This is a genomic window from Eubacteriales bacterium mix99, from assembly GCA_038396605.1.
Lineage (GTDB): Bacteria > Bacillota > Clostridia > Caldicoprobacterales > DTU083 > UBA4874.
This window is the reverse complement of record CP121690.1, coordinates 2,228,420-2,241,131: the sequence shown is the minus strand read 5'-3', so window position 1 is coordinate 2,241,131 and position 12,712 is coordinate 2,228,420. Positions and strand designations below refer to the sequence as shown.

Below are 12,712 nucleotides of genomic sequence, written 5' to 3'. Positions count from 1 at the left end.
CCCCCTACCTTTCCTGAGATTTCGGATCAATGGCATCTCTCAAACCATCGCCGATCAGATTTATGCAGATCACGCATATCCCCAGCACAATGGAGGCAAACACCCATCTCCACCAATAATTCTGTATCACGATGCTGCTGTTTGCGCCATACAACATATTCCCCCATGTCGGCTGCGGTGCCGGAACACCAAAGCCCAGAAAGGACAACGTTGCTTCAGTGAGCATACAGGTGGCAAAATCCAGGGTTGCCGAAACCAGTATGACGGATATGACATTTGGAAGAATGTGCTTAAATACAATATTTCTTTTCTTCACTCCCACCGACCGGGCAGCAACTACGTACTCCTGTTCCCTCACGGAAAGCACCTGTGCGCGCACCAGCCGGGCCAGATTGGGCCAGGACAAAAAACCCAGTATCACCATAATGAGCCACACCTTTTGATTGGAACCCATGGAGTTCCCGATCAATGCGGACAGTATCATGACAAAGGGCAGGAACGGCAGCGAAACGATCATCTCTGTGATCCGCTGCAGGACAGTATCGATCTTTCCTCCAAAATAGCCGGATATACTCCCGATAAGAACGCCGATAATGGTGGAAATGATAACCGCCACACCGCCTACCATGATGGACATGCGCCCGCCGTTCACCAATCTTGTAAGGATATCCCTTCCCATTTCATCGGAACCAAGCGGGTACCCCTTCAATCCCCAGGTTTTGATGCTGCCGTCTTTGGTAATGGCATAATTTTGAAAGAATCCGGTATAAACCGCGGATACCTTTGTTCCCTGAAGGGATTTCGGCACCGTTGCCTGATGGTACTGATCCGCTCCCCAGGCAACCACTTCCCCGTCTTCAGTAACGGCGGTGTAATGATTTTTACCGCCCTGCAGGGCGACAATCCTGCTTTTTGTTTTCGGGACCTGGTTTTCCTTCCACTTCTGCGAAATGTTGCCCCATACAAACACTTCCCCCTGATCGTTGACTGCAGCCATGGTGGAAGAAGTGGCGGCAATATCCGTAACATTGCCCATATTCTTCGGGATTTCGGAATATCCGTTTTTCATGGAGCCCAGATACACGGCCTTCCCATCCGTCGTCCTCCCCAGAACAGCATCGGAGGTCAGCTCCACCTGAGCCAGCTGACCCTGATATGGGTGAAAGGCATTGTAGTCATTATTCATGTCATTTCCAAAAAAGTAACTGGTTCCATCTTCGGACAATACCACAGAGCTTTGATTCCCTGCCTTGATTTCCCGGATGTCGTCCAGCTGCTCCACGTCGGGTGGAATCTGTGTTTGCCCCTGCCTGCCATTGCCCCAGGCAAAAAGCTTTCCCTGATCGTTCAACGCCAGAATATGATCGTATCCGGCAACAAGGTCTACAATCTTTCCCATGTTGGCCGGAACATATTTTACATCAATTTTACTGGTGATCCCGGTTTTCCCCCAGATAAACAGCTTGCCATCCGTAGACGCCCCAACCGAAAAGGAGGGGCCGGTGGATATCACTGATACCTTTCCATTCGAGCCTCTCGGATAACTCATCATGTTCCTGCCGGGAGGCAGATTTTGCTGACTGGTGTCCGAATAGGACAAATCCAGGGGAAGAAAATAGGGAACAACCAGAGCAACAACAAAGATCATTAAAAAAACAATCAGCGCGGACATGGAAACCTTATTGTCCCGAAAGTTGTTGAGAACCGTTCGAAACGGGCTTTGCAGCTGCTCCTCTTCCAATATGGACATTTTCTTTTTCCCCTGAAACAGTTTTGCAAACAGGAGGCGCAGGAAACCGGGCTTTTTCTTTCTCGTTTCACCATTTACATTTATGCTCATTTTGCAATACCTCCCATTACTGATTCACCCGGACCCTTGGATCAACCAATCCGTAGCTCAGGTCCGTGATCAGATAGCCCACAAGTGAAACAACAATATAAAACATCTGAATGGCCAGCGCCACATTATAATCCTGATTGTTCAGGGAATCCATATAGAACTTTCCCATCCCGTTCCAGTTGAACATGGTTTCCACCACCAGGGAACCGGAAAAAATACTGAGAAACCATCCGATAATCAATGTGATAACGGGGAGCAGGGCATTCCTCCATGCATGGGAATAAATGACGACCTTCTCCTTCAGGCCCTTGGCCCTTGCCGTCTTGATGTAATCCATGCTCAGGGCATCCGACATGGCAGCGCGGACATACCTTGTCATCCCTCCCAATGAGCCGACGGTCATCACCGCCAGGGGCAATACCAGATGCCACAGCCTGTCCAGAAACAACCGAACCGGCGTACCCTTGAAATCTGCCGTGCTCATCCCACTTACCGGGAACCAATGCAGAACGACGGCAAACAGGAAGATGAACAAAAGGCTGATGATAAAGACCGGAATACTGTATCCGACGATGGTCAGAACCTGTACGACCTTATCAAACAGGGAATTCCGTTTCACTGCACAGTGAATTCCCAAAGGAATGGTAATGGCCAATGCGAGAATGACAGAAAACACATTGATGAATATGGTGTTCTTCAGCGGCTGCTTCACCACATCCAGTACCGGGCGCCGATAAATAAAGGATTTTCCGAAGTCTCCCTGCAGAATACTGCCCATCCATTTTCCATATCGAATCGGAATGGGATCATCCAGTCCCAAATCCGCCCGCAGCTTTTGATACCGGACCTGATATTCATGCGGATCCAACTTGCTCTTCACCATCTCCAGCTGGCTTCGGGCCGGATCCCCCGGGATCATATTATACAGGGAAAACAGAACAAAGGACATAATAAAAAAAACAAATATCATATACAGGACTCTTTTTACAACATACTTCCCCACTGTAAATCACTTCCTCCTATTTCGATGATTCTGAAACGATTCTTTCCGATAAAAGCTCAAACCAATCGAAAAATGAATACTGGAAATAGGGTATTGATGCCAATACCCTATTTCCAGCGACTATGGGAGATAAACACCTGTCTGCCTATCCTTATTCCACGTGGGCATAGAGCAGGGCATCCACCAGTTCCATTAAGTCGTTCTTTTCGTAATCCTTCAGCTTCTCAGCATAGAAGTCATGATAGATATTGGAGTACAGCGGAATATCCGGCATCAGTTCATTCCATCTTTGAATAAAGGCCACAAAGTTCTTCTTGTATGTCTCCTTGTCTTCCGGATCCACCTTCACCATGTCCTTTGCCAGCCTGGCAAGCTTTTCATCCTTGATGAAGTTGGTATTGGTGCCCTGTTCCAGGAATTTGGGATCATTCGTGTATTGGGTCATAAGATTATATGCCGGAGTAAAGCCGGATGCCAGGTTAAACATATGATAGGTGGGAACTGCATATTTTGCATCCTCCGAACCGTCCCGGTAAAGCCAGTTCAGCAGCTCCGGGAAGGTCATCACGGTCTGATGGATTTCCATTCCTGCCGCAGCCACATCCGGATTTTTCATCAGTTTTACCACCAGCATCTCGGAAACATCATTTTTCTCGGAAGAAGCCCAATTAATGACCAGAGGCATAAGGCTTCCGTCGTCCATCTTCTTGTAGCGGGTGCCGGACTGATATTTATTGCCTTTTTCATCATAGATCCATCCGCCTTTCTCCAGAAGCTCCTTTGCCTTATCCAGGCTATAGGCGTATTGATCCAGCTTTTCGTTCAGCTCCGCCTTGGTCTCCTGGTAAAACCACATGGACTCCCCATAAGGGCCATTTACCACAGAGCCAAAGCCGCCGGTAAAGGAATTGGCAAAATCATTCCGATCCAGCAGGTGTGCAAGAGCCTGACGAACCTCCACAAACTGGGTTGGACCAAAATCGCAGGAAAACTGAATCATGCCATAGCCGGAACGGGGATACTTCGTATAAGCAAATCCGCCTTTTTGCACCAGATCCAGCCCGGCATTGATATCGTCCCCGCTTGCCGCCTGGAACAACAGATCTACAGCGTGGGTGGACAGCTCATCAAATTGGGTATCCTGATTTACTTTCTTCATAATGACTTTTTGAATGGAAGGCTTCTGCCCTTCACGGTTTCCAGGATATTTATCATTGATTTCCAGCACCGCTGTCTTGGAGGATTCATCATAGCTTTTCAGAACATAAGCTCCGCTGGAAGGACGGGGGATCGCCCTTCTCGCCTGATTGAATTTCTCCTTATAGGCATCCGTTGTAAAGTTGTCGGTAAAGTAGCATCCTTCGCCGTCGTCCTTGATGTCCACCTGATCGTCTGTCCAGAAGGACAGCTTCGTCGGTTTGGCGGCCACTGCATCCAGCTCATAGAAGTAAGGAAGCTCGTCTGCGGAGAGGGTGACTTCAAAGGTTTTCTCACCGGTGAGCCGGACACCGGAAAACACCTTGGATTCTCCACCGGAAAACTCTTTCCATCCTTTCAGATAATATCCATAGGAGTTCTCTGCGCCGGCGTCCCCGACCTGAGGAGAAGACCAGAACAGGTAAGACGTCACATAATCCTTCGCGTTGATAGGGGATCCGTCGTCATATACTAGGCCATCGTTGATGGTCCAGACATAAGTTTTGGATCCATCTTCGTTTTCCTTGATCTCATGATCTTTCACAACCGTATCATTGATGACAAACTTCCCGTCCTTGGTGGTCTCCACCAAACCCTGACCGGTAATCATCTCATAAACATCCTTGTCTGCTGCGTTGTTCTGCCAATAGGGAATCCAGTCACCGGACATTTCCGTGGTATTCCCCACGACAATCTGATTTTCTGCCTTTTCCCCTTCGTCTTTGTCCTTCGCCTTATCGTCCGCCTGATCCGATGCCTTTGTTGGCTTGGCGGACTTCTCCACCACACCGGTCTCACTGCCCCTCCCGCATCCTGCCAAAAGCAGCAGAAATACAACCAGAAGAATGGATACCAGTCTTCTCTTCATAAAATATTCCTCCCTTATCCGCATTTCGGTATCTCCGAATGCTTTTATATATATATTGTTAAGGCAATGCAGGATTGCATTGCCTAAAACCTCTGCCCTTACTTTTTTGAAACAATCCGATCCGAAACCTGCGTTCCCAAATTTCCACTGTCCTGCGTGATATCGCTTTTGCCTTCCCCTGTGCCCGTCCTCGCCCTATGGACTATCCGGGGAAGAACCGTAATTTGATTATATATATTATACCTATCCATATAATATGACTTTTCTGTAAAGTGAAAGTATAAAAAGCCGAAGCTGCACTTTACAGGTATACTATATGACCAAACCGTGTGGTAAACTAATTTCACTGATTATAGCATGATTCATTTTTTTAAGCAATAGGTTTTCATCAATTTTGAAAAATAAATTTTGACCGTGAATAGAAAAAGTAACATCCTGACTATACCACGGTTTCGGATCCTTGACCCGTCGCAATTGAGTAGTTTGAAATCGTGATAATATCGTCTGCCACAGCATCAAAAACATTGTCATGGGTAAGGATAACGATGGTTTTGCTTCCTTTCAGGCCAACCAGATACTCAAAGAGCCTGTGCTGCGTTTCCTCATCTAAATTCATCATGGCTTTACTGTGATAAACAGAAAAAGTATATCAAAGATATTTTGCCAGGTAATTCAGTTTCACTTCGTTCTGGACTCCCCTGCCGCCGTCATGGGCATTAAAGGGATAGATCCGGATTTCCTTCGGACTTGTAATCCGGTTGTATGTCGCAAAATAGAGCTTTGCGGGACAAGTGGAATCCTGTAGTCCCACCGATGCGAGTACCCTGCACTGGATCCGGGAAGCCAGATTCATGGTATCAAAATAGCTGAGTGTCTCAAAAGCTTTCTCTGTATGCTGCGGATAGAGCTTCAGATAGTCCGTTACACTGGAAAAGGAACCGTGTGCCCCTTCCACTCTTTTCTCCAGATTGCTGTTGCTGGGCACATCTGCCAGAGCAAGGGCAGGACGGGAATCCAATGCGCAGACAGCCATGGTCAATGCCCCGCCCTGGCTGCCCCCTTCCATGGCAATCCTCTTCGGATTGATCTCCGGCCGGGAACAGGCAAAGTCGATTGCTTTTTTGCAGTCCATATAGACCGCGCGGAAATAGTACTCGTTTTTATCCAGGATGCCTTTGCATACCACATTTTTTGTGTATCCGCCGGAATAGTCTGCACAGTTGCCTGTAACGCCGCTCTGATCCCGGCAATCCACAGACAGCACTGCCACTCCCATCATGATCCACTGCATGAAATCCGCAGGCATTCCCCGGTTTCCGGAAAAGCCATGATAATGAATCAGGCAGGGCAGATTCTCTTTCGGTACAAATTCGGGTACCAGATACCACCCGTGTATTCCGGTCTCATCAAACCCGTTGTATTCCACTGAATAAACGGACACATAAGGACTGGGATACCCGTACTTCTCCATCTTCGGATTCAACGGCACCGATTCCGAAGCGGCAATGGTATCCCTCCAAAAGACATCAAAATCCGCTTCCCTGGTCAGCGGCGGCCGATACGCAAACAAATCCTTCGTTTTCTCCCTGATATCGTACATATTCCATCGCCTCTCTGTCATAGACTGTGATTGGTCAGAAAAGGAAATTCCCTCTTTTTTGTCGTATCAAACGATACTTCAAAAGGCGGAAATGCCTTTTCATTTTTTGTGATTTTTTTATGATAATTGGACTATTCGATAAAAAGTCATCAATTTCCTTTTATTTTTCCATATTTTTTGAAAAGAATATTTTTAAGTGAATAAAAAAGGGCTGCTGCATTCTGTCCATGCAGCAGCTGTTTTTTCTGCCTTTCGGTTTTCACTTTTCCGTTTTCGTTCAAACCAGCCAGTTTGTACACCTCTGTACAATGTCAGCCATGGTCTTCCATTCCTTTTCCATATCAGAAACCAGCTTGAACTGCGTGTGGCAGCGGTCCAGATTCTGCCCCTCCCGGTCGGTCTTGAAATAGGTATCCCCTGAAAGGTAATCCGTCAGAAAGCGGATCCCGCATTCCAGCGTCATCAGCTTGGCTCCCATGGGCAGGTTTTCAATCTCACAGTCCGTGAGCACTCCTCCCGCGATTTCCAGATATCCTTTTGTATAAGCCTCAAATAAGCCGGGATCAAAATTCACTCTGGACAAATCCGGTTCGTCCTCCGCTGCATAAGTTGCTCCAAAACGGATGGAATCCCCGTAATCATAAAGGGAAAGTCCCGGCATCACCGTATCCAGATCCACAATACAGACGCCTTCCCCGGTTTTCCGGTCGATGAGAACGTTGTTCAGCTTGGTATCGTTATGAGTGACCCGCAGGGGAAGCCTGCCTGTTTTCTGCAGATCCACCAGCCGATGGGTTTCTTCCTCGTGACGGAATACAAAATCAATTTCCTTTTGCACCGACTTTGCCCGGCCAAGCAGATCCCTGTCCAGTGCATCCTTGAATTTGGAAACCCGATCCGGTGTATTATGAAAGTCCGGGATCGTTTCATACAGGGTTTCCGCCGGAAAATCAGCCAGCATTTGCTGGAATTTGCCGAAGGCTCTAGCGGATTGGTAAAGATCCTGTTCACTTTCTGCTGTATCATAGGAAACCGTCCCCTCAATAAAAAGATAGGCTCTCCAGTACTCCCCCTCCCTGTCGCAATAAACCGGACGGCCATCGATGGCAGGAATGATTGTCAGCGTCTCCCGAAAGGGATCCCCTCCCATTTGGGTCACGGTATTCCGGATATGATCCGTCACATGCACAATGTTCTCCATCAGCTCCAGCGGTTTTTGAAAGACTTCTGTATTGATCCTCTGCAGGACATAGGGCCGGCTTTTGCCGTCCGGCCGCTCAAACCGGGCTGCGAAGGTATCGTTGATATGCCCGCTGCCATAGGACATGGCTTCCGAAAATCGCCCTTCAAACTGAAAATGCTCTGCGGCTGACTGAACTCTTTCCTTAGTTAATTCCTTCATCCCCAATATCCTCCCATAATTCTTCCGGATAAACGCCCGTCTCCTGCATATGGGTTAAAGCCTTCACCAATGCAGGCTTATCCTCCCGATAGGTTACTCCGTACCACCGATCCGGCGTATGCAATACCTTTACGGATGCTTTTCCGGTTTTCAACAGAACATCCACTGCGCTTGGGAGGAAAAATTCCCCTTTCAGCGGATCCTCCCTCAGTATTTTATTCAGAAAGGCAGGAAAGTTTCGTTCCAATTCCTTCAGGAAGCTGGGTCCAAACCCCCATAGATTCATGGAAACGATGCTTCCCTCCGGAATGGTGATCCAACGTTCCCCATCCTCAGTATACCGGGACAGTCCGTTCCTTTTTTCGATCCGGGTCCGTTCCTGAATGTCCTGAAGATTGGCATTTTCATCAATGGTACAGACCCCTCTTGCAACAGATCCGTTTTCCGTCATGGTGTTCTCCAGGGTATAGCCAACCATGGCATAGCGGTATGTTTCGCCTTTCGTTTCCCCTTCCTTCATGGAAACCAGATAATCATGGATCAGCCGAAAGGCCTTTCTCCCATAATAATCATCTGCATTGATCACCGCAAAGGGGCCATCGACCACGTGCCGGCAGGAAAACACGGCATGAGCAGTCCCCCATGGCTTTGTCCTGCCCCCTGGCACATCGTATCCTTCCGGCAGATCCTCCATGCTCTGAAAAGCGTAATGAACTTCCATAAACCGGGAGACTTTATCACCGATTGTCTCCCGAAAATCCGCTTCCACATCCTTGCTTATAATAAAGACCACTTTTCGAAAACCGGCTTTCCAGGCATCATACAGGGAAAAATCCATGATGATCTCGCCGCTTTTCCCGACAGGATCAATTTGTTTCAATCCATGATATCGGCTTCCCATACCGGCGGCCATTACAACCAGAGTAACCGGACTACCCGCTGCAGCCCCTCCGGTCCTGTTCGGATGATTCATCTACCTCGAGCCCCCCCAAAAATGATAATCGATTGTCTGTTATTTCACTGCAAAATCCGGTTTCCCCTACTCCTCACCGTATCCATCAGGATTTTCCCGCTGCCAGTTCCAACTGTCCTGACACATCTTTTCCAGAGAACGGGAAGCCTTCCAGCCCAATTCCTTTTCCGCTTTGGAGGGGTCCGCATAACACTGCGCAATATCCCCGGGCCTGCGCCCCATAATCTCATAGGGAATCGGCTGTCCAACCACCTTTTCAAACGCATGCAGCATATCCAGCACGGAATAGCCTGTTCCGGTTCCCAGGTTGTAAACCACAAGGCCGCAGTCCTTCTTCAACTTTTTCAATGCGGCGATGTGTCCGTCTGCCAGATCCATAACATGAATATAATCCCGGATGCCGGTTCCATCTGCTGTTTCATAATCGTCGCCGAACACCTTCAGCTTATCCAGCTTTCCAATGGCCACCTGAGTAATGTACGGAGCAAGATTGTTGGGGATATCGTTGGGATCCTCCCCGATCCGTCCACTTTCATGAGCACCTATCGGATTGAAGTACCGGAGAATGGCAATATTCATTTCCGGATTGGCATGTTGAACATCCGTCAGGATTCTCTCGATCATCAGTTTCGTCTGCCCATAGGGATTGGTTGCAGAAGTGGGAAAATCCTCCCGTATCGGTACGGTACGTGGCTTTCCGTATACCGTTGCGGAGGAGCTGAATACAAAATTCCGGACATGGAACTCCTTCATGGCCTCCAGTACGACCATGGTGGACAGAAGATTGTTTCGGTAGTAGGCCAGAGGCTTTGCTACAGACTCTCCCACCGCTTTGTAACCTGCAAAATGAATCACGGAATCTATGTCTTCCTGTTCGAAAATCCTATGTACTGCATCCGGATCGCAGAGATCCGATTCATAAAACGTTATTTTTTTCCCGGTAATCTGTTCCACCCTGTAAATCGCTTCTTTTTTACTGTTGTACAGGTTATCTGCGACAACCACCTGATAGCCTGCTCCCAGAAGCTGTACACAGGTATGACTGCCGATATAGCCGGCACCCCCCGTTACCAATACTGCCATATCAATGCCTCTCCTTCCTGTTTTTGTTGTAAGCCTCCTTTATTTTATATCGGCAGCCGGTGTAATACAAGTGCTATTTTCTTTCCGCTGACCCCATCCGGATGTGCCTGGGATCCCGGGCAGGGCAGATATATGACAATCCAGGATTTCCAGAATAATGAATTGACATGGAATCTGTAAAATGGTAAAATGAAGATTATCCAGCATTTGGGACGAGGCTTATTCTGTCATGTTTCTGTCATTGGCTCCCTTTTTGACAACGATTCTGCAATAGCTTTCCAAGGCATATGGGCCTTTGTTCCGGACTGTTTTTTAGTTGGGCCTGAGAGCCCGCTGATCATATTGCCTGTTTGAATGAAAAGAAGGAAAGGAGAGATGGATATGGCGAAAACACATTTTTCTGAAATCACACCGGAGATTCAGAATCTATCAGAACTATGTCTGAAAAACAGCCACGTGGATCCATCACTGTACGCGAAATACGATGTGAAACGGGGCTTGCGTGATTTACAGGGAAACGGAGTTCTGACCGGCCTTACGGAAATCAGCGAAATCGTTTCCCGGACCAGGGATGAAAACGGCAAAAGCGTACCCTGCCGGGGGAAATTATATTATAGAGGATACGATATTGAAGAAATTGTAAAAGGGTCCATCCAAAAGGGATACTTTTGTTATGAGGAGGCCGCTTACCTGCTGCTGTTCAGCGAACTGCCTTCCGTGGAGCAGCTGAAGGACTTCAAAAAGCTTCTGGCACATTACCGTACCCTGCCGACCAGCTTTGTCCGGGACATTATCATGAAGGCTCCCAGCAATGACATGATGAACACGCTGGCAAGAAGCGTACTGACCCTGTATTCCTATGATGACAATGCCGACGATATTTCCATCCCCAATGTATTGAGACAGTCGCTTCAGCTGATCGCCCTTTTCCCCTGTTTGTCGGTATACGGCTATCAGGCATACCGCCATTATCATGACGGACAGAGCCTGTTCATTCACACCCCTCAGCCAGAGCTGTCCACGGCGGAGAACATCCTGTATCTGCTGCGCCCGGACAGCAGGTACACCGAAACAGAAGCGCGGATACTGGATATTGCCCTGGTTCTTCATGCGGAGCATGGAGGTGGAAACAACTCCACTTTCACCACCCATGTGGTTTCCTCTTCCGGTACCGACACCTACTCCTCCACGGCAGCCTCCCTTGGATCCCTGAAGGGGCCGAAGCATGGAGGCGCCAATATCAAAGTGGTCCGGATGTTCCAGGATTTGAAGAAGAATGTCTCCGACTGGACAGACGATGGCCAGGTCGCCGATTATTTGAGCGCTCTTCTGGATAAAAAAGCCTTTGACAAAACCGGCCTGATCTATGGAATGGGCCATGCTGTCTATTCGCTGTCCGATCCGAGAGCAGACATGCTGAAGAGCTTCCTCAAGCGTCTGAGTGTGGAAAAGGAACGAACCGAGGAGTTTCAGCTGTATTCCCTGGTAGAGCGCCTGGCTGCCGAACTGATTGCGAAAAAAAGAAAAATTTATAAGGGCGTCAGCGCCAATGTGGATTTTTACAGCGGCCTGGTTTATCACATGCTGGGTCTGCCGCTGGAGCTGTACACTCCGATCTTCGCCATTTCCCGTATTGCAGGATGGAGTGCCCATCGCATGGAGGAACTGATCAATGCAGGAAAAATCATCCGTCCCTCCTATAGGAGCGTTGCGCCGCACAGGGAATATGCATCCATTGATCAGCGCAAACAGCTTCAGAAGGCAGCCAGATAAAAGAGACGGAGGAATCTCCCGTTTCTGAAGGACTGCAGACCTCAGGCCAGAAGCTTAAAGAACTGCAGAACCATGAAGAAACCTGTCATAAAATGAAAGAAGCCGTTCTCCATCGTGAGATACGGCTTTTTCCTTTGGCTCGTTTATCAATTCACCGGCACAACAGCGCCCTGATATTTATCCTCCATGAATTTCTTTACTTTTTCGCTCTTCAGAGCTTCCACCAGCGCCTTCAGCTTCTCACTGTCCTGATCTCCCTTCCGCGCTGCCAGAACATTGGCAAACGTCTCCATGGGTGAATTTTCCTTTTCCAGTACCAGAGCGTCCTTTGCAGGATTCAGATCTGCCTGAAGGGCATAATTGCCGTTGATGACCGCCATATCCACATCCGACAGGGAACGGGCCAGCTGCGCCGCCTCGATTTCCTTCACTTCAATTTTCTTCGGATTCTCCGTGATATCCCTGGCCGTTGCCTTCAATCCGGCATCGGGATCCAGTTTGATCAGCCCCTGGGACTCCAGCAAAATCAAGGCCCTGGCTTCATTGGTTGCATCATTGGGAACCGCGATCCGGGCATGGTCCGGCAGATCAGCCAGGGAATCCGTCTTTCCGGCATAAATTCCAAATGGCTCATAATGAATGGCAGCCATGGAAACCAGGTTGGTCTTGTTCTCTTTGTTGAAATCATCCAGATAGGGCTTATGCTGAAAATAGTTGGCATCCAGATCTCCGGAATCCAGCGTCAGATTCGGCTGTACATAATCCGTGAATTCCTTAATTTCCAGATGATAGCCTTTTTTTGCCAATATCTCCTTTGCCACCTCCAGTATCTCTGCATGAGGAGTCGGTGACGCGCCCACCACAATTTTCTTGTCGTCCGCAGGTTTGGAACATCCGGCAAACAGGGACAAGGTCAGAATCACTGTCAGAGTAAAGATAACAGTTCGTTTCATGTAGAAAACCTCCGGTTTCA

10 protein-coding genes are annotated in these 12,712 nt (G+C 48.4%); 1 reads left to right on the top strand and 9 read right to left on the bottom strand.

The window, feature by feature from the left end; translation table 11 throughout:
• Positions 1-4: 4 nt before the first annotated feature.
• The 8 genes from QBE55_09870 to galE form a co-directional block, all read right to left on the bottom strand.
• Positions 5-1,840 carry an ABC transporter permease subunit gene (locus tag QBE55_09870; protein WZL77847.1) on the bottom strand — a complete coding sequence of 612 codons (1,836 nt, stop codon included), beginning with the start codon at positions 1,838-1,840 and terminating at the stop codon, positions 5-7.
• Between the two features lie 16 nt (positions 1,841-1,856).
• On the bottom strand, positions 1,857-2,843 hold the full coding sequence (locus tag QBE55_09865; GenBank protein ID WZL77846.1) for an ABC transporter permease: 987 nt from the start codon (positions 2,841-2,843) through the stop codon (positions 1,857-1,859).
• 151 nt (positions 2,844-2,994) lie between these two features.
• A complete protein-coding gene (locus tag QBE55_09860; protein ID WZL77845.1) occupies positions 2,995-4,908 on the bottom strand; it encodes an ABC transporter substrate-binding protein in 1,914 nt (637 codons plus the stop codon).
• 439 nt (positions 4,909-5,347) lie between these two features.
• Complete coding sequence (locus QBE55_09855) at positions 5,348-5,527, bottom strand: hypothetical protein (protein WZL77844.1); 180 nt, start codon at positions 5,525-5,527, stop codon at positions 5,348-5,350.
• A gap of 30 nt (positions 5,528-5,557) precedes the next feature.
• Complete coding sequence (locus QBE55_09850; protein WZL77843.1) at positions 5,558-6,508, bottom strand: acetylxylan esterase; 951 nt, start codon at positions 6,506-6,508, stop codon at positions 5,558-5,560.
• A 277-nt stretch (positions 6,509-6,785) separates the two neighbouring features.
• Positions 6,786-7,910 (bottom strand): aminoglycoside phosphotransferase family protein, encoded by a 1,125-nt coding sequence (locus QBE55_09845; GenBank protein WZL77842.1) that lies wholly within the window; start codon positions 7,908-7,910, stop codon positions 6,786-6,788.
• Positions 7,894-8,883 (bottom strand): sugar phosphate nucleotidyltransferase, encoded by a 990-nt coding sequence (locus tag QBE55_09840; protein ID WZL77841.1) that lies wholly within the window; start codon positions 8,881-8,883, stop codon positions 7,894-7,896. Before QBE55_09840 ends, QBE55_09845 begins: the two co-directional genes overlap by 17 nt.
• A 66-nt stretch (positions 8,884-8,949) precedes the next feature.
• Positions 8,950-9,966 carry a UDP-glucose 4-epimerase GalE gene (gene galE / locus QBE55_09835; protein ID WZL77840.1) on the bottom strand — a complete coding sequence of 339 codons (1,017 nt, stop codon included), beginning with the start codon at positions 9,964-9,966 and terminating at the stop codon, positions 8,950-8,952.
• Positions 9,967-10,347: 381 nt separating this feature from the next.
• On the opposite strand from galE, the gene QBE55_09830 reads away from it, so the two are divergent.
• Positions 10,348-11,739: a citrate/2-methylcitrate synthase gene (locus QBE55_09830; GenBank protein ID WZL77839.1), complete on the top strand. Its 1,392-nt coding sequence runs from the start codon at positions 10,348-10,350 to the stop codon at positions 11,737-11,739.
• A gap of 146 nt (positions 11,740-11,885) precedes the next feature.
• On the opposite strand, the gene QBE55_09825 is transcribed toward QBE55_09830, so the two are convergent.
• The gene (locus QBE55_09825; GenBank protein ID WZL77838.1) at positions 11,886-12,692 is read right to left on the bottom strand and encodes a MetQ/NlpA family ABC transporter substrate-binding protein; all 807 of its coding nucleotides are present in this window, start codon (positions 12,690-12,692) and stop codon (positions 11,886-11,888) included.
• Between the last annotated feature and the right edge of the window lie 20 nt (positions 12,693-12,712).

What these genes read in the sequence shown, in the direction of transcription:
- QBE55_09825 (WZL77838.1), bottom strand. Translation starts at nt 12,692, where the DNA reads ATGAAACGAACTGTTATCTTTACTCTGACAGTGATTCTGACCTTGTCC.
- QBE55_09845 (WZL77842.1), bottom strand. Translation starts at nt 7,910, where the DNA reads ATGAAGGAATTAACTAAGGAAAGAGTTCAGTCAGCCGCAGAGCATTTT.
- QBE55_09860 (WZL77845.1), bottom strand. Translation starts at nt 4,908, where the DNA reads ATGAAGAGAAGACTGGTATCCATTCTTCTGGTTGTATTTCTGCTGCTT.
- QBE55_09870 (WZL77847.1), bottom strand. Translation starts at nt 1,840, where the DNA reads ATGAGCATAAATGTAAATGGTGAAACGAGAAAGAAAAAGCCCGGTTTC.
- QBE55_09855 (WZL77844.1), bottom strand. Translation starts at nt 5,527, where the DNA reads ATGATGAATTTAGATGAGGAAACGCAGCACAGGCTCTTTGAGTATCTG.
- QBE55_09850 (WZL77843.1), bottom strand. Translation starts at nt 6,508, where the DNA reads ATGTACGATATCAGGGAGAAAACGAAGGATTTGTTTGCGTATCGGCCG.
- galE (WZL77840.1), bottom strand. Translation starts at nt 9,966, where the DNA reads ATGGCAGTATTGGTAACGGGGGGTGCCGGCTATATCGGCAGTCATACC.
- QBE55_09830 (WZL77839.1), top strand. Translation starts at nt 10,348, where the DNA reads ATGGCGAAAACACATTTTTCTGAAATCACACCGGAGATTCAGAATCTA.
- QBE55_09840 (WZL77841.1), bottom strand. Translation starts at nt 8,883, where the DNA reads ATGAATCATCCGAACAGGACCGGAGGGGCTGCAGCGGGTAGTCCGGTT.